Source organism: Devosia sp. P1_H9 (assembly GCF_056405135.1).
On the sequence record NZ_JBFUCQ010000008.1, the window covers coordinates 11,175 to 27,249 of the forward strand.

The window sequence follows — 16,075 nt, forward strand, 5'->3', positions numbered from 1 at the left end:
CGCCGGCCTCCCGGGCGTTCCCCACATCAGACAAGTGCGAGGAGGCACTCTGATGGTCGACGCCACTCACGGGCCCGATGCCCACGCTGCCGAGTTTCCGGATGTCGAACTCTATCATCCGCGAAGCTGGTGGACGAAGTACGTCTTCTCGCAGGACGCCAAGATCATCGCGATCCAGTATGCGAGCACCGCGCTGGCGATCGGCATGCTGGCGCTGGTGCTGTCCTGGCTGATGCGCATGCAGCTGGCCTTCCCCGGCTTCCTCGAGTTCATCGACGCCGCGGCCTACTACCAGTTCATCACCATGCACGGCATGATCATGGTGATCTACCTGATCACCGCGCTGTTCCTCGGTGGCTTCGGCAACTACCTGATCCCGCTGATGCTGGGCGCCCGGGACATGGTGTTCCCCTACGTCAATATGCTGAGCTACTGGACCTATCTGCTCGCGGTGCTGGTGCTGGTGGCGAGCTGGTTCGCCCCTGGTGGACCGACCGGGGCGGGCTGGACGCTCTATCCGCCACAGGCGATCCTCTCCAACACGCCGGGGCAGGAAGCGGGCATCGTCCTGATGCTGGTGTCGCTCATCCTGTTCGTCATCGGCTTCACCATGGGGGGGCTCAACTACATCGTCACCGTGCTGCAAGGGCGCACCCGTGGCATGACGCTGATGCGCATGCCGCTGACGGTCTGGGGCATTTTCGTCGCCACCGTCATGGCCATGCTGGCCTTCCCGGCGCTGTTCGTTGCCTGCGTGATGATGCTGTTCGACAAGCTGCTCGGCACCAGCTTCTTCATGCCCGCGCTGGTCGAGATGGGCGCGCTGCTGCCGCACAATGGCGGCAGTCCGATCCTCTTCCAGCACCTGTTCTGGTTCTTCGGCCATCCCGAGGTCTACATCGTGGCGCTGCCCGCCTTCGGCATCGTCTCCGACCTGATCAGCACCCATGCGCGCAAGAACATCTTCGGCTATCGCATGATGGTCTGGGCCATCGTCATCATCGGTGCGCTGAGCTTCGTGGTCTGGGCCCACCACATGTATGTGAGCGGCATGAACCCCTATTTCGGGTTCTTCTTCGCCATCACCACGCTGATCATCGCGGTGCCCACCGCCATCAAGGTCTACAACTGGGTGCTGACCCTGTGGCGCGGTGACATCCACCTCAATCCGCCCATGCTGTTCGCGCTGGCCTTCATCGTCACCTTCGTCAATGGCGGGCTCACCGGCCTGTTCCTCGGCAACGTGGTGGTCGATGTGCCGCTGTCGGACACTATGTTCGTTGTGGCGCACTTCCACATGGTGATGGGCGTCGCGCCGATCCTCGTGATCTTTGGCGCCATCTACCACTGGTACCCCAAGATCACCGGCCGCATGCTCGACGACACGCTGGCCAAGCTCCATTTCTGGGTCACCTTCCTCGGCGCCTACCTGATCTTCTTCCCCATGCACTATCTGGGCATCATGGGCGTGCCGCGGCGCTACTTCGAGTCGGGCGACATCTCGTTCCAGCCGCCATCGGCGCACGATCTCAACGTCTTCATCACGGTGATGGCGCTGATCGTCGGGGCGGCGCAGCTGGTGTTCGTCTTCAACCTGATTTGGTCGATCCGGCACGGCAAACCCGCCGGCAGCAACCCCTGGCGGGCCACGACACTCGAGTGGCAGACGGCCGAGACGCCTCCGACCCACGGCAATTTCGGCCGCGAACTGCCGGTGGTCTACCGCTGGGCCTATGACTACAGCGTGCCCGGCGCGCCCGAGGATTTCATCCCGCAGAACCAGCCCGGTCCGACGCCCGCGCATCACGAGGGCAACAAATGACCGTGGTCATCATGCTGTTCGCGGGATTTGCCGCGTTCGCCGGCTGGTGGCTGGCGCGGCAGCGGCTCACCGCCAAACCCTGGCTGGAGCATGGCGTCCTCGAAGGCGTGCCCGATTTTGAGGCCTCGCACGATCCGGCCAAGCGCGCCGGCCTCGGCTTCTTCCTCGCGATCGTGGGCTCGCTGTTCGCACTGCTGACTGGTGCCTATTTCATGCGGCGCGAGCTCGGCGACTGGCAGCCGCTGCCGGTGCCGGCCATCCTGTGGTTCAACACCGGGGCGCTGGTGCTGTCGAGCCTCGCGCTCGAATGGTGCCAGCGGGCGGTGCGTCGCGGCGATCAGACCCAGCTTCGCGCCGGCCTCGCCGTGGCGGCGGCCTTTGCCGTGCTCTTCCTCGGTGGCCAGCTTATTGCGTGGCAGGAGCTTTCTGCGGCCGGCTACTACGTGTCCGGCAACCCCGCCAACAGCTTCTTCTACCTCGTCACTGGCCTCCACGGCCTCCACATCGTCGGTGGGCTGGTGGCGCTCGGCTGGGCCACGTTCAAGGCCTGGGGCAGGGGCCCCATCGCCAGCGTTCGCCTCAACGTCGAACTCTGCGCCACCTACTGGCTGTTCATGCTGTTCGTCTGGATGGTGCTGTTCAGCCTGCTGGCCGGTTGGGCCAGCGATTTCATCGAGCTATGCCGCCAGCTGCTGAGCTGATCGAGGGGAATGTCGACCATGTCTGATCCAGCCCTGACCCAACACCCCGACCCGCAGCCCGGGCTCGCCGGCTTCGTCTCCGATTGGTCGTCGGACAAGACCGCCTTCAAGACCGCGTCTTGGGGCAAGGCGATGATCTGGATATTCCTGCTCTCGGACACCTTCATCTTCAGCTGTTTTCTCCTCGCCTACATGACCGTTCGCATGTCGACGGCGGAGCCGTGGCCCAATCCCAGCGAGGTGTTCGCGCTCGAGATCTTCGGGGTGCATATCCCGCTGATCCTGATCGCCATCATGACCTTCGTCCTCATCTCCTCGAGCGGCACTATGGCGATGGCGGTCAACTTCGCCTATCGCCGCGACCGCAAGAAGACCGCCATCCTGATGCTGGTGACCGCCGCCTTCGGCGCCACCTTCGTCGGCATGCAGGCCTTCGAGTGGACCAAGCTGATCAGCGAGGGCGTTCGGCCCTGGGAGAACCCGTGGGGGGCGCCGCAGTTCGGCTCGGTGTTCTTCATGATCACCGGCTTTCACGGCACCCACGTCACCATCGGCGTGATCTTCCTCCTGATCATCGCGCGAAAAGTCTGGCGCGGCGATTTCGACACCGAGAAGAAGGGCTTCTTCACCTCGCGCAAGGGCCGCTACGAGATCGTCGAGATCACCGGCCTCTACTGGCACTTCGTCGATCTGGTCTGGGTGTTCATCTTCGCGCTGTTCTATCTGTGGTGAGATCCAATCATGGCTGAAGCACACATGAGCTCGGAAACCCTCGCTGCCCCCGCGGCCCATGCCGAGGGCCAGCAGCATCCCATCCGGCTCTATCTCATCGTCTGGTTCTGGCTGTTCGTCCTCAGCGCCTGCTCGTACCTGGTCGACCTGCTGCAGTTCCAGGGCTACCTGCGCTGGGGGCTGATCCTCATGCTGATGCTCGGCAAGGCCGGGCTGATCATCGCGGTGTTCATGCACATGGCCTGGGAACGGCTGGCGCTCATGTACGCCATCCTGGTGCCGCCAGTGCTGGTGCTGATCTTCGTCGTGATGATGGCCTTCGAGGCCGACTACACCTTCTTCACGCGCGCCGAGTTCTTCGGCGCGGGCCCATCTGTGCCCGCGCATGCTGTCGAGTGATGCTGGTGTGGACCGCCTACTGGGCGGGCGGCGCCGGCTTGAAGTCGGGCGAGAACGTCTGCAGATAGGCGATGACGTTGGCGATATCCTCGGGCTTGGCCAACCCCATGAAGCTCATCTTCGTGCCTTTGACGAAATCCTTGGGCTTGACCAGGAACTGTCCTACCGTTTCCGGCGTCCACACCAGTCCACCGGCTCCGGCATCCTTCATCGCCTGCGAGTAGTTGAAGCCTTCGAACGTCCCGGCGGTCCGCCCGAACACACCATTGAGCACAGGGCCAACCTTGCTCTTGGCGCCTTCGCCAACCGAGTGGCACACGGTGCACTTCTTGAACACCTGCTCGCCGGCCGCCATGTCGGCCTGGGCCAAAGCCCCGCCGGCGCTCAGCAAGAGAGCGGCAATTGCAATCGCAGTCCGAACCATCTCACGACCTCCCTGCCTGTCCCCGCGAAGCGAGATCAGCTCCCGGATCGTCGGTCAGCGCGAGCAGTATACCGCAAGCCGGTGTCCGACGCCAAAACACTGGAGCACGCCGGCATAACGGCTCCCGCAGTGGACGTGGCATAGGCCGCACCTTGACGACGCCATTCGCTTTCGGCACATACAACCCCGTCGCGGGTGTAGCTCAATGGTAGAGCAGAAGCTTCCCAAGCTTACGACGAGGGTTCGATTCCCTTCACCCGCTCCAGCTTCCTCCAGCAAATTAGAGCACCAGCGCATCAGGATGCGGAGATCTCTGCTCCCATGCCCGGCATGCGCCTCGCCCCGCAGATAGCGGCTCGCCCTTTGCAGGAGGAAGTGGCCCTGTTTGTGGTGAAAGGGCGACTGCAAGCACCTTTACCGTGCCCTCTTCCAACGGCGCCGATCTATCAGGCATAAGCAACGGATGAACCGATATTCCCGGCGGCTGCTGATCGCCGACCAGTCACTACGTGACCTCGATGGCCACCACTTCGAGTACGATTTCGCTGTCGCGGAGGCGGCCAAAACCCTTGGGCTTGAGCCCGTCATTCTCGCCAACCTTGGCTATCGGGCTGGCGATGCGCTTGGGGCGCCGGTTGTGCCATGGTTCCGACAGGACTGGCTCGCCGCACGGCGGAGCCCAGCCGCGCGCTATGTGCTCTATCTGCTTGCCCGGCTGCCGGTCGGCCTTCGTCGTCCGCTGATCGGAATCGGCGGCGGTGCCAAGCGCCTATTGGCGCGAAACAGCAGTCTTCGAAAGGCGCCAGCACTGCCGTCATTTGGGCGAGAGCTTCACGCGGGGCTCACTGCACAGGCAGTCGGCGCGGACGATCATGTCCTGGTCCACACCGTCGCCATCAGTGAATTGCACGCCATGGTCGAGGCACTCGAGGGGCAGTCGGTGCTTCCTCATGTGCACGTCGTACTGCGCCGCGATGCCGACGAGCCATTCGTGCGAGACGATCCGTGGGGCGGTGTCCGCGCAGCAATCCACCGTGCCAGGGCAACGCCAGAGTTGCGGCGCAAGATCCGTTTCTATTCCGACACGCAACAGCTTGCAGACCAGTACAATGACATCATCGGCGACAGCGACGTCGCCGTGTTGCCGGTTCCGCATGCCCTACCGCACTCGCCAGTTCCAGAACGGACCGCCCAGCCGCCGCTTCGCCTGGTCTACTTGGGCAACGCCCGGACCGAAAAGGGATTCCACCTGCTTGCCGCGGCAATGGACGAGCTGCGGGACACGCACCTCCGGTCGGGACGTATTCGGCTGATCGCCCAGGCAAATTCGCCCTCCAGCCTTGACCAAGAGCTGATCCTCAGCGCCCGGCGGCGATTGTCTTCGTACACCGACGAGCAGGTCCAACTGCTTGATGCGCAGCTTTCCATCGCGGATTTCCAGGATCTGCTGTTCAGCGCGGATATCGTTCTGCTCCCCTATGACGCGCGGCTCTACCGGCGGCGCAGCTCGGGCATCCTGGTCCAGGCGATGGTTGCAGGAAAGCCGGTCGTCGTACCGGCCGACAGCTGGCTGGCCTCGGAGGCGGGCCCGGCGATGAGCACGCAATTCTCGCCTTCTGTCCCCCTTTCGGCCGCCATTGCCGAAGCGGTGGAAACGTTTACCGAGCGTAGTGCGATGGCGCAGCGCGGGGCTGCGCAGGCCCGGGTGAAACATAGTGCCGAGGCTTTGGTAACGCAGCTGATCAGGGCCGCGCGCTAGCCTGAAAGGCGGTCGACAATCCGTCGGAGCAGCGTGCGCATCGAGCGCGACTGGGCAGTGGCGCTGAGCCGCTCGCGGATCCCTTCGAGCAACTCGGAGTCGCGGGCCAGCCGTTCGATCGCCGTGGCGAGGGCGTGCACATCCTGCCCCGGCGCGAGAACACCCGTCTCGCCGTCTGTCACCTGCTCGACGATCCCCCCGACGGGAAACGCGATAACCGGCAGGCCTGCCGCAAATGCGAGCGCTGCGACGCCCGATTGGCTTGCTTCGCGATAGGGCAGCACGATCGCGTCATGGGTATCGAGGAGTTCAGTGATCTCGGTTTCGCTGAGCCATCTGTCGATGAGGCGCGTTCCGGTCGCTGCCACGAGGGAGGCGAGCGGTTTCGCATCACCTTGTCCCGCAATGGTAAGGCGCGCCACCGGGTCGCTCGTGCCGAGTGACAGCATGGCCTCAAGCAGGGTGTCGACGCCCTTGTAGGCGTGGATACGGCCCAGAAAGAGCAGCGCGAGGGGGCCGCTGCGAGGCGGCCGCTGACGTTTGCCCGATCTTGGCAGCACCTCCATGTCCGGATGGAAAAGCGCCAGAACTCGGTCGCCGGGCGCCCCGGCAGCAACCAGCGTGTCGGCCACGCTCCGGGACAAAGTGATCGTCAGATCTGCTGCGAAGGCCTCGGAACGAAGCCAGCGCGTCAGGCGAGCCGCCGGATCGCCAGGGTGCGGGGCCGCGTCGTGGATGATGGTCGCATAGCGGATGCCAAGCGCGCGTATCGGAGCGATGAGCAGGGGCGTCCAGACATGCGGCATGACCGTGAGCACGACGTCAGGTCTCTCTCGGCGAAGGTAAGCCAGCAGCTTCCGTCGAGCCGCCCAGAAATTGAGAAAGGCGCCGATTGGCGCCTGTCGGCTGAACGTCCCGATCGTCTCAACCTTGGCGGCGAAGGGATCGAAGGCGTTGGGCAGTTCGTTCTGGGACGACAGCACCAGACGAACATCGAGGTCGTGCATGTCAGCAGCGGCCCGCAGCAAGCCAAGGCTGAGGTGCAGGGACGCTCCCCGTTTGCCGAGATTGAGGAGCACGAGTTTCACGACATCCTCCGCCTCACGCCTGAGCCCACCTGTGCCGTCACCTGCCTTCCGCCGTTCCCGCCGAACTCAGGCGTTGAGTACGACCGAACCCTGCGTGTCGAGGCCCAATCGGATGACCGAGTGGCCGCGTAGCGCCTCGGTGAAGCTGTCGAGGCGTTCTGCCGGCACAAGCATCAGCAGAAAACCGCCACCTCCGGCGCCACAGAGCTTGCCGCCGAGGGCGCCGGCCGCCCGGGCCGCGGCGTAGAGCTCGTCGATTTGTGGATTCGATACCTTGCTCGAGAGCTTCTTCTTGGTCTCCCAGCCGTCGTGCAGCATCTCGCCAAGATCGATGAGCATGCGGTCGGAACTGTCGCACTCGAGGACGTCCACTGCCTGGCTCGTGAGTGTCAGGAGGTGGCTGAGCTCGCGCTCCACCTTGTTCTCGCGGGTGGCCTTCAGCTGTTCGTTTACGGTGTCGGAGGCCGAGCGCTGCACGCCGGTGTAGACCAGGACCAGCGACGACATCAGACTCGCCTGGCAGTCCGAAGTCATTTGGATCGGAGAGATGCGGATGCGGTTGTCAGCGAAGTCGAAGCGATTGATGCCACCAAACGCCGCGTGCAATTGATCCTGCACGCCGACGTTCTCTTGAAGGATCTCGCGCTCCACCTTGATCGCCATCTTGCCAAGGTCGAGACGGGTCAGCGAGAGCTTCTTCAGTGCCGCAATCACGTTGATGAGGCCGACCGTGAAGCTCGACGAGCTGCCCAGGCCGCTACGCGCGGGCAAATCTGCCATGACGTTGATATCAAGCGGCTCGGTAACGCCGAAATACTCAAGCGTACTGCGGACCACCGGGTGCTGGATCTCCGAAATGGAGTGCACCGTCTCAAGCCGGCTGTAGCTCACCCGGTAGTGGTAGTCGATCAGGTTGCCGAGCCTTAGCGCGCTGACATAGATGTACTTGTCGATCGCCATGCCGACGACTGCGCCGGGATGCCGCTCAAAATACTCTGGATAGTCGGTACCGCCGCCAAACAGACTGACCCGGAGCGGCGTACGCGAAGTGAGGAGCATGGGCGCTGGTCAGACGTTGCCGAACTTGGCGTTTCGGATCATCCGATAGCCGCGTATCAGTTCCTGGATGCCGGCATCCAGCGAATGGTCCGGCCTGAAGCCAGTGGCTTCGATCTTGGCGTTGGAGACGATGTAGTCGCGCTTGTCCGGATCCTCGCCGATCGGCGCCTCGATCGGCACGAACTCCGGCACGTACTTCTGGATGCGCTGGCAGAGTTCGTTTTTGGAGAGGTTCGCGTCGGACAGTCCCACATTGTAGGCGTTGCCTCGCATCGTCTCGAAATTCGCGATGGTGTGAAGAAAGGCCTTCGTGACGTCGCGAACGTGGATGTAGTTGCGCTTGAAGTGACCTTCGAAGATCACCACGGCGCGGTCGGTGACGGCGCGATAGGTGAAATCGTTGACCAGCAGGTCGAGCCGCATCCGCGGCGCCATGCCGAAGACGGTGGCGAGGCGCAGGCTCGCGCCGTTCTCGCGCCCGAGCACGGCCTTCTCGGCCTCGACCTTGGTGACGCCATAGAGCGAGATCGGGTTGAGCGGCGTCTCCTCGGTGCAGTACTCTCCCTGCGTGCCGATGCCATAGCCCGAGTTGGTGGTCGGATAGAGGATCCGCTGCGCCGGGCTCATCATGCCGATGATGTCGACGATGGCGTCCTGGTTGATGGTCTGGGCGTTGAGCGGATCCTGCTTGCAGAGCGGCGCACCGACGAGGGCCGCCAAGGGGATCACGATATCTGCCTTGGCGACGAGGCGCTCGACCAGCGGCTTGTCGCGCGTGTCCCCGCGAATCGGTTCGAACGCCGGGTGGGCCGCGACCGCGTTCAGCGCGCCGTCATTGCGAGCAAATGTATCAAGGGCGGTGACGGAAAAGCCTTGCGCCAGCAGCTCCGGCACGAGGATGGAGCCAAGATAGCCCGCCGCGCCGGTGACCAATACCCTATCGCTCATTATGTGCTTGCCCGCCCCGAGGTTAGTAACCGGCGCATGCCTACAGAAAAAGCCTATGGGAGGCAACGTGGCCGATATGTTCGCTTGCCAGCTTCCGATGATGCGTGGCAATGCGATCACGCCTCTACGGCGATGTGACCTTGGCGTCCCGGGAGGGCGCTCGCGGGAGATCAAATGAGCATTTCCGACTATCTTGCGGGTTCGGCGAAGATACTCGACGAAGCTGCCAACTACGCTGGTTCGCGGCGGGTCGACGAGGCCGTGGCGGCGATGGTTGCTGCCGTTCGGGCCGGCGCACCGATCCTGGTTTGCGGCAATGGCGGCTCGGCCAGCGATGCCATGCACATCAGCGGCGAGCTGGTTGGGCGCTTCCTCAGGGAACGCCGCGCCATCAACTGCATCTGCCTGTCGTCAAACACGGCTGTGCTCACGGCCTGGTCGAACGACTACGCCTTCGAAACCGTCTTCGCGCGCCAGGTCGAGGCCTACGGCGCCGCGGGCGGCGTGCTGGTCGGGTTGAGCACCTCGGGCAACTCAAGCAACATCATAGCCGCCTTCGAGGCGGCCTCCGCCGCCGGGATGACCACCGTTGCGTTCACCGGCCAGGGTGGCGGCAAGCTTGCGGCGGCTGCCGACGTGCTGATCGACGTTCCATCGCGTTCCACACCGATGATCCAGCAGGTGCACATCTGCCTTTATCACTACCTGTGCGAGCAGGTCGAAGCCGCGTTGTTTCCAGACGCATGACCGCTGGCGCAAACCTCGATGTTTCGGTCCTTGTCCTAGCCGGGGGCAGGGGGACGCGCATCCAGGCGATACATCCCGAGACGCCCAAACCGATGATCGCTGTGGCCGGCAAGCCATTTCTCCACTGGCTGACGACGTTTCTCGGCGGCTTCGGCCTCGGCCATTTCGTCTATTCCACCGGCTATCGCTCGGAAGCGATTGAGGCCTGGTGCGCCGATGACTCCCTCCCCGGGATCGACCGTGTCGCCTGCCGCGAGCCGGCCCCGCTCGGCACCGGGGGCGGCGTGCTCAACTGCCTGCACCTCTGCAGGGATTGGGTGCTGGTCGCCAATGGCGACGGGCTCTGCATCGGCGGCATTCCGGAGCTGTTGGCGCTGCGCGTGAAGCCGGGCCTTGCCGGGGGCATCATCGGCGTCGAAGTGCCGGATGCAGGACGCTATGGCAGCCTGGCCTTCGACGGCACAAATCGGCTGACCGCGTTCCGCGAGAAGGTGCCCGGGCACGGCCACATCAACAGTGGGCTCTACCTGTTCAGGCGCACGGCACTCGAGGCGCTGCGGCGTGACGGAGCCTGCAGCATGGAGCAGGATCTGGTGCCCGAATTGATCGCCGCCGGCGCCGACCTTCGTGTCGTGCCCCTCGGTGAGGCCGCCTTCATCGACATTGGCACGCCGGAAACGCTGGCCCAGGCGGAAGCTTTCGTCAGGCAGAACCTCTAGGCCGCCGGCTGGGCAGCCAGCCAATCGCCAATGGCCGTTGCAGCATCGGCGCGAACCGTAGCCTCCCGCCAAGCCGCGAGCGCGCTTCCGTGCTCCACCAGGTGTTGCGCACCATGGCCGGTCGTAACCAGCGTCAGGCGGCCAAGGCCAGCTCGTTTCCCGGCCTCGAGATCGGTAATGGTATCGCCGATCAGGCAGGAGGCTGCGAGGTCGACGCCCAGCATGCCGGCGGCCGCGACCAGCATGCCGGCCTGCGGCTTGCGCCAGGCGTGACCACTGATCCGGTAGGGCTCGTGGCCCTCGCCGTGATAGGCGCAGGCGAACACGGCATCGAGGTGCGCCCCGCCGGCCGCGAGGTGGCGGGAGATCTCCGCCTGGACCGCTGCAAAGCCGCTCCAGTCATAGTAGCCGCGCGCGATTCCCGCCTGATTGGTCACCAGCACGACAGCGATGTGCCGGCGGTTGACCTCGGCGATGGCTTCGGCAACGCCCGGGATCATGACGACATCCTCGGCCCGACCCAGGTAGTGCGATTCCTCGACCACCACCCCATCGCGATCGAGGAACAATGCAGGAGCACCAGCATAGTCGATGGCCGACAGCCGCTCTGCCCAACAGCCCGGATCAATCAGTGGGTACGCGTGCTCCACCATCAGGCCACCCGCGCCGTCACCTTCTCGGCGATCATCTGGCCGATCGGCAGGGCCGACGTCGCGGCCGGCGATGGTGCGTTGCAGACGTGCAGCATCCGGTCCGTCTCCTTGATCAGGAAATCATGGAAGGCCTTGCCGTCCCTGGTGACGATCTGCGCCCTGATCCCCGCCTGATACGGCAGCAGGTCCTCGAGCTCGAGCGACGGGCAGTATTTGCGGCATTCCTCGAGGTAGGCGCGCTTCGAGAGCGAGCCCTTGAGCTCGTGCAAGGCATGGTTGCGGTTGGCAAAGATCAGCTTCCAGAAGCCAGGGAAGCTGGCGATGCTCCAGGCGTCGGACGGGTCGATCGAAAACTTCGGGTAGCCCTCGCGCGCCAGCCCGAGCACGGCGTTGGGACCCACCGTCACACTGCCATCGATCATCCGCGTCAGGTGGATGCCGAGGAACGGCAGCTCGGGATCGGGGGCCGGATAGATCAGGTGCTTGATGATCTCGCTCTTTTCCGGTTTGAGCCGGAAGTACTCACCGCGGAACGGCACGATCCGGAAGTCGATATCGAGGCCCGCGAGGGTGGCCAGTCGATCAGCCTGGAGGCCGCCGCAGACGACCAGCCTGCGAGCAATCCAGAGGTCCCCACCGGCACCGATTTCAACGCTGTCTGGACCTTCCTTGATATGGTCCACCGCAACGCCGAAGCGTATTTCCGCACCGGCCAACCGTGCGGTCTCGGCCAGCTTCTCGCAGACCCGCGTATAGTCGACGATGCCTGTTTCGGGGCTGAGCAGCGCGGCGATGCCGGTGATATGCGGCTCGCGTTCGCGCAACTCGGCCTGGTCGATGCGGGTGATCGCAAGGCCGTTGGCCGCGGCGCGCGCGTATAGCGCGTCGATGCGCGCGACCTCGGCGGCATTCGTCGCGACGATCAGCTTGCCGCACTGCTCGAAGGGGATCTGATGCTCGGTGCAGAACGCTCGCGTCATATGCGCGCCGGCACGGCAGAGCTTGGCCTTCAGGCTTCCCGGCTCATAGTAAATTCCGGCATGGATGACGCCGCTATTGTGCCCGGTCTGGTGAACTGCAACCCGCTCCTCCTTGTCGAGCAGGAGCAGGCTGGCGCCTGGATTGGCCTCGAGGATCTTGTTGGCGGAAGCGAGGCCAACAATCCCTGCGCCGATGACGCAGTAGTCGAACCGCATGTGCGTGCATCCAGTTAGGTAGACTCGTCGGCCCGTCTACGCTATCCGAACCCACCGGTCTATCATCGTGGTCCGCTTGAGGAGTCAGAACCGATTGTGACGGCGCGCAAGAAGCTGGTGTTCCTGCTCACCGAGGACTGGTTCTTCTTGTCGCATTTCCTCGATCGGGCTCACGCCGCGCGCGGTGCCGGCTATGAGGTTGTGGTTGCGGCGCGAGACAATGGCGACGGCGCCACCATTCGGGAGCATGGCTACCGGTTCGTCGAGGTTCCCTTCCGCCGTGGCGGGCTCAATCCGCTGCGCGAGCTGCGGACGCTGCTGGCCATCTGGCGCCTCTATCGCTCCGAGCGCCCGGATATTGTCCATCACGTCGCCCTGAAGCCGATCATTTACGGTTCGCTCGCGGCCGGCAACACCGCGGTGGTGAATGCGCCGGTCGGCATGGGGTTCGTGTTCTCGTCGCAGGCGCCGCTCGCTCGGCTGCTCCGCCCCCTCATCCGCGCCGTGCTGCGCCGGCTGCTGAATCCTCCCCGCAGCCGGGTGGTGTTCGAGAACCCCGACGATCTGGCGACCTCAACAGCGGACGGTTCGGTCGACCCTGCCGAAGCCGTGCTGATCCGCGGGGCAGGGGTCGACGTCGAAGCGATCAGGCCATCGCCCGAGCGGCCGGGACCGATCCGGGTGGTCCTCGTCGCCCGCATGTTGAAGGACAAGGGCGTTGGCGAGTTCATCGAGGCGGCGCGCCTGCTCGCCACCAGCGGGCACGACATCCGCTTTACCCTGGTCGGCGCCCCCGATCCGCAGAATCCTTCCTCCATGACCGAGGCCGAGCTCAGGGCGCTCGACCAGGCGGGCATTGTCGAATGGCTCGGCTTTCGTCGCGATGTCCCGGACATCCTGGCCCAGAGCCATATTGTGGCTCTGCCCTCATATCGGGAAGGTCTGCCCAAGACCCTGCTCGAGGCCATGGCAGCGGAACGCGCCATCGTCACCACTGACGTCCCGGGTTGCCGTGAGGTGGTGACCGACGAGGTAACCGGCCTGCTCGTTCCCCCCCGCGATGCCAAGGCGCTTGCCGCCGCCATCGTAAGGCTGGCTGAAGACCAGACGCTGCGCCGAACCATCGCTCAGGCGGGCAGGCGCAAGGCCGAGACGGAGTTTCCGACCACGGTGGTGGCCGCCGCAACCATCGCGGTGTATCGCAGTTTGGTTCCTTAGGGCGAGGTTGTTGGCGGACGGTCCGCAGTTACCTCTCCGGGCCGCTCGCGCGGTGCCGTGTACAGGATCCGCTGATCCAATCAGTCGCCGCGGCGTGACAGGTTCGACAAAAGTGTTACGATTGCTCACCATTTTGCGGGAGGGCGATGTTGCATCAGAACTCCGCGGCGGCAATTGCCAAGCTTCATTTGCGTCGGGGCGACATCGCCTTCGACATCGGGGCTAATTCAGGAGACGTTACCCGTGCTTTGGCGGACATTGCCCGCCACGTCTATGCGTTCGAGCCCAATGTGGAGGTCATCGCCGGGTTGAAAGGGGAACGTCGTCGTAACGTAACGATCATCGAGAAGGCGGTTTCGGACACTCCTGGAGAAGCGACGTTCTATGTGGACCGGCGCGACGGAGTGGGGGCGGTTGCGTCATCCCTTATGCGGCTGTCGGGCATGGAAGGGCAGACCATCGAGCGCAAGGTGCCAGTTACAACGATAGACGAGTTCTGTCGGGCGACAGGCGTGCGGCCCGATTTGATCAAGATCGACGTTGAGGGCCTTGAACCGAAGGTCATTTCCGGTGCCCGCGAGATCATCGATGCCGGCACGCCGATCATCATCTTCGAGCTGTGGGAGAGTCGCTGGCAGCTGTACCAGGAGATGATCAGCTTCCTTACCGAGAGGTACCACCTCGTTAAGACCTCCGACGGATCGCCCGCGCTTCCCTACTACGAGACTCCACGCAGCGATATCGATGACATCCTTTGCTTGCCGAGGGTGCGCACCGCCATGCGGCGCGGCCTGTTTTCCCGCCTGCTGGGGATCTAGGCCCAGACACTGCGCCAAGCTTCCGCTGACCTCATGATCGGGGCGGATTTGCACGTGTGAGGTTGGCATCGTCGAAAAGGCCTCGGTCCATACCCAAGGTCCGTGGTCTTGCCGCTGTGCCAGCCGGAACGTAGAGGTGTAGGGGTTAGACTAGTCGGCCCATCTGGTGAGGCGTATGCGCATATTTGTCGTCGGGTACTATGGTTTCGGGCTGGTCAGCGACGACGCCGTCCTTCAGTCTCTCGTAGACGATCTTAGGCGGATTTTTGGTGGAGCAGAGATTTCAGTCACCGCCCTCCGTCAGCCCGGCGTAACAGGGGTCGACGTCGTTCCAATATCCAGCTTCTCGGCAATCGTCGCCGAGATCGAGCGGTCGGACTTGGTGTTGATCGGTGGCGGCGGCGTCTACAATGAAGACAACAATTACAATCCGACCGCTTTTCTTACACCGCGGCAGCAGTTCAACGACCTGTGTGCAGCGGTGCCTGTCCTATGCGTGGGCGCCGAGAAACCGTGCGTGATAGTTGGGGTTGGCGTCTTTTCGATTCACAATCGATCCCTGGCGGAGCGGGTGCAGCAGGCTTTCCGTTCTGCCAGCGCTGCGACGTTGCGCGATAAGGGCTCGCTCCAGAACCTTCTCGTTGGGTCCTCGCGCAACATTCGGGCGATAGCGACCGCGGATCCCGTTTTTCGGCTCGCTCCCAGGGAGCCAGCTACTCCGATCGCAGAGTTCGTCTCTGCCGAACGCCGCATCGTGGTCTCTCTCAGGCACTGGAACCTTCGACAACACGACACCAAGGGCAGCGCCAATGACTGGGAACAGGAGGTGGCTGCGGCTTTGGATCGCTTCCTGGCGGAGCACGACAGTCATTGCTTCTTCCTGCCGTTTCAGAACGAGCCGGAGCTTGGGCCGTTCTCGGACGACGTTCCGGTTATGCGGCGGGTTCAGGAACTGATGGCTGCCAGCCCCCGCACGACGCTGTTGCCGGTGGTTACCGCCCCTGCAGAGATGGCCTGGTATATTGCGCAATCGGATATGGCACTGTGTACCCGCTATCACTCGCTCATTATGGCCATAGCGCAGGCTAAGCCTGTGGTGGCAATCGGTTACAGCGAGAAGATCGCCAACACACTCTTGGACATGAAACGTCAAGGTGTCGTGGTGCCTCTTGATGGCCTCACTCGGGATCGCCTGTTCGCCTCCCTTCACCGCGAGTATTCAGGCCGTCACCGACAGGCCGCGGCGAGGCAACGCCAAGCACGTCGGCAGTTCGACATCGCGGGTATTAATGTCGATTGTATTCGTCGAGTGGCGCTCGCTAACAAGGTCGGAAAGATCGATCCTAATTATGCCGTATCATTGCTTGGCTCAGCAGTGCGGAGGGCTGTCGCAATGGAAGAGATGATCACAAGTACGGAGCCGCAAAGCGACGCCGCCCTTCGCGTCCGATATGCGCGGTGGTTGGCCGATGATAATCCTGACGACGCCGACGCCCAACTGAGCTTGGGCCGACTGCTGGTTGAGCGACATTCAAAGGGGGAGGGCCAGCCGGGGGATGTCGAGCGAGCAGATCAATACCTTAGTAAGGCACTTGAGCTGGGTGCAGATTCCTATTGGACAAGGTACTATCGAGCCGCTGCCAGGCTCCACTTGGGCAGGTACGATCAAGCCCTGGAGGATATCGGCATAGCTGGACGCTTGCGGCCTGATCGGTCCGATTGGGCTTCGATTAAGTACGATGCCGAAGCTGCCCTTCGCGCGCAAACCAATTCCCACGAGTAGATCTGGCTG

The 16,075-nt window shown here is 63.5% G+C and carries 16 protein-coding genes and 1 tRNA gene; 11 read left to right on the plus strand and 6 right to left on the minus strand.

Features of this window, described 5'->3' with window-relative positions; all coding sequences use genetic code 11:
- Positions 1 to 52 precede the first annotated feature (52 nt).
- From AC1DYL_RS16525 to AC1DYL_RS16540, 4 genes are read left to right on the plus strand one after another with little or no spacing between them, the layout of a single operon-like run.
- On the plus strand, positions 53 to 1,822 hold the full coding sequence (locus tag AC1DYL_RS16525; RefSeq protein ID WP_477158637.1) for a cytochrome c oxidase subunit I: 1,770 nt from the start codon (positions 53 to 55) through the stop codon (positions 1,820 to 1,822).
- Positions 1,819 to 2,523, plus strand: a complete 705-nt coding sequence (locus tag AC1DYL_RS16530) for a cytochrome c oxidase subunit 3 (protein ID WP_477174008.1) — start codon at positions 1,819 to 1,821, stop codon at positions 2,521 to 2,523. The genes AC1DYL_RS16525 and AC1DYL_RS16530 overlap by 4 nt, the downstream gene beginning before the upstream one ends.
- A gap of 18 nt (positions 2,524 to 2,541) precedes the next feature.
- On the plus strand, positions 2,542 to 3,255 hold the full coding sequence (locus tag AC1DYL_RS16535) for a heme-copper oxidase subunit III family protein (RefSeq protein WP_477150367.1): 714 nt from the start codon (positions 2,542 to 2,544) through the stop codon (positions 3,253 to 3,255).
- A 9-nt stretch (positions 3,256 to 3,264) separates the two neighbouring features.
- Positions 3,265 to 3,654: a cytochrome C oxidase subunit IV family protein gene (locus tag AC1DYL_RS16540; protein ID WP_477174009.1), complete on the plus strand. Its 390-nt coding sequence runs from the start codon at positions 3,265 to 3,267 to the stop codon at positions 3,652 to 3,654.
- A 16-nt stretch (positions 3,655 to 3,670) separates the two neighbouring features.
- On the opposite strand, the gene AC1DYL_RS16545 is transcribed toward AC1DYL_RS16540, so the two are convergent.
- Positions 3,671 to 4,078, minus strand: coding sequence for a c-type cytochrome (locus tag AC1DYL_RS16545; RefSeq protein WP_477174010.1), 408 nt, complete (start codon positions 4,076 to 4,078; stop codon positions 3,671 to 3,673).
- Between the two features lie 191 nt (positions 4,079 to 4,269).
- Here AC1DYL_RS16545 and AC1DYL_RS16550 point away from each other — a divergent pair.
- A tRNA-Gly gene (locus tag AC1DYL_RS16550) sits at positions 4,270 to 4,343 on the plus strand.
- Positions 4,344 to 4,541: 198 nt separating this feature from the next.
- Positions 4,542 to 5,837, plus strand: a complete 1,296-nt coding sequence (locus AC1DYL_RS16555) for a glycosyltransferase (protein ID WP_477174011.1) — start codon at positions 4,542 to 4,544, stop codon at positions 5,835 to 5,837.
- Here the strand turns inward: AC1DYL_RS16555 and AC1DYL_RS16560 are convergent.
- The 3 genes from AC1DYL_RS16560 to AC1DYL_RS16570 all read right to left on the minus strand — a co-directional run bounded on the left by AC1DYL_RS16560 (position 5,834) and on the right by AC1DYL_RS16570 (position 8,932).
- On the minus strand, positions 5,834 to 6,925 hold the full coding sequence (locus AC1DYL_RS16560) for a glycosyltransferase family 4 protein (RefSeq protein ID WP_477174012.1): 1,092 nt from the start codon (positions 6,923 to 6,925) through the stop codon (positions 5,834 to 5,836). The two genes, AC1DYL_RS16555 and AC1DYL_RS16560, sit on opposite strands and share 4 nt — an antisense overlap.
- A 66-nt stretch (positions 6,926 to 6,991) precedes the next feature.
- Positions 6,992 to 7,984 carry a GHMP family kinase ATP-binding protein gene (locus AC1DYL_RS16565; RefSeq protein WP_477150372.1) on the minus strand — a complete coding sequence of 331 codons (993 nt, stop codon included), beginning with the start codon at positions 7,982 to 7,984 and terminating at the stop codon, positions 6,992 to 6,994.
- A gap of 9 nt (positions 7,985 to 7,993) precedes the next feature.
- Positions 7,994 to 8,932, minus strand: a complete 939-nt coding sequence (locus tag AC1DYL_RS16570; RefSeq protein ID WP_477150373.1) for an NAD-dependent epimerase/dehydratase family protein — start codon at positions 8,930 to 8,932, stop codon at positions 7,994 to 7,996.
- A gap of 174 nt (positions 8,933 to 9,106) precedes the next feature.
- Between AC1DYL_RS16570 and AC1DYL_RS16575 the strand changes: the two genes are divergently transcribed.
- Positions 9,107 to 9,679, plus strand: coding sequence for a D-sedoheptulose-7-phosphate isomerase (locus tag AC1DYL_RS16575; protein WP_477174013.1), 573 nt, complete (start codon positions 9,107 to 9,109; stop codon positions 9,677 to 9,679).
- Positions 9,676 to 10,398 carry a sugar phosphate nucleotidyltransferase gene (locus AC1DYL_RS16580; RefSeq protein WP_477174014.1) on the plus strand — a complete coding sequence of 241 codons (723 nt, stop codon included), beginning with the start codon at positions 9,676 to 9,678 and terminating at the stop codon, positions 10,396 to 10,398. Before AC1DYL_RS16575 ends, AC1DYL_RS16580 begins: the two co-directional genes overlap by 4 nt.
- On the opposite strand, the gene AC1DYL_RS16585 is transcribed toward AC1DYL_RS16580, so the two are convergent.
- Together AC1DYL_RS16585 and lhgO are read right to left on the minus strand one after the other, a co-directional pair.
- Positions 10,395 to 11,051, minus strand: coding sequence for a D-glycero-alpha-D-manno-heptose-1,7-bisphosphate 7-phosphatase (locus tag AC1DYL_RS16585; protein ID WP_477174015.1), 657 nt, complete (start codon positions 11,049 to 11,051; stop codon positions 10,395 to 10,397). The genes AC1DYL_RS16580 and AC1DYL_RS16585 overlap by 4 nt on opposite strands.
- Positions 11,051 to 12,247 carry an L-2-hydroxyglutarate oxidase gene (gene lhgO, locus AC1DYL_RS16590; RefSeq protein ID WP_477174016.1) on the minus strand — a complete coding sequence of 399 codons (1,197 nt, stop codon included), beginning with the start codon at positions 12,245 to 12,247 and terminating at the stop codon, positions 11,051 to 11,053. The genes AC1DYL_RS16585 and lhgO overlap by 1 nt, the downstream gene beginning before the upstream one ends.
- Positions 12,248 to 12,343: 96 nt before the next feature.
- Between lhgO and AC1DYL_RS16595 the strand changes: the two genes are divergently transcribed.
- The 3 genes from AC1DYL_RS16595 to AC1DYL_RS16605 all read left to right on the plus strand — a co-directional run bounded on the left by AC1DYL_RS16595 (position 12,344) and on the right by AC1DYL_RS16605 (position 16,066).
- A complete protein-coding gene (locus AC1DYL_RS16595; RefSeq protein ID WP_477174017.1) occupies positions 12,344 to 13,465 on the plus strand; it encodes a glycosyltransferase family 4 protein in 1,122 nt (373 codons plus the stop codon).
- 146 nt (positions 13,466 to 13,611) lie between these two features.
- On the plus strand, positions 13,612 to 14,283 hold the full coding sequence (locus AC1DYL_RS16600) for an FkbM family methyltransferase (RefSeq protein ID WP_477174018.1): 672 nt from the start codon (positions 13,612 to 13,614) through the stop codon (positions 14,281 to 14,283).
- Between the two features lie 175 nt (positions 14,284 to 14,458).
- On the plus strand, positions 14,459 to 16,066 hold the full coding sequence (locus AC1DYL_RS16605) for a polysaccharide pyruvyl transferase family protein (protein WP_477174019.1): 1,608 nt from the start codon (positions 14,459 to 14,461) through the stop codon (positions 16,064 to 16,066).
- Positions 16,067 to 16,075: the final 9 nt, after the last annotated feature.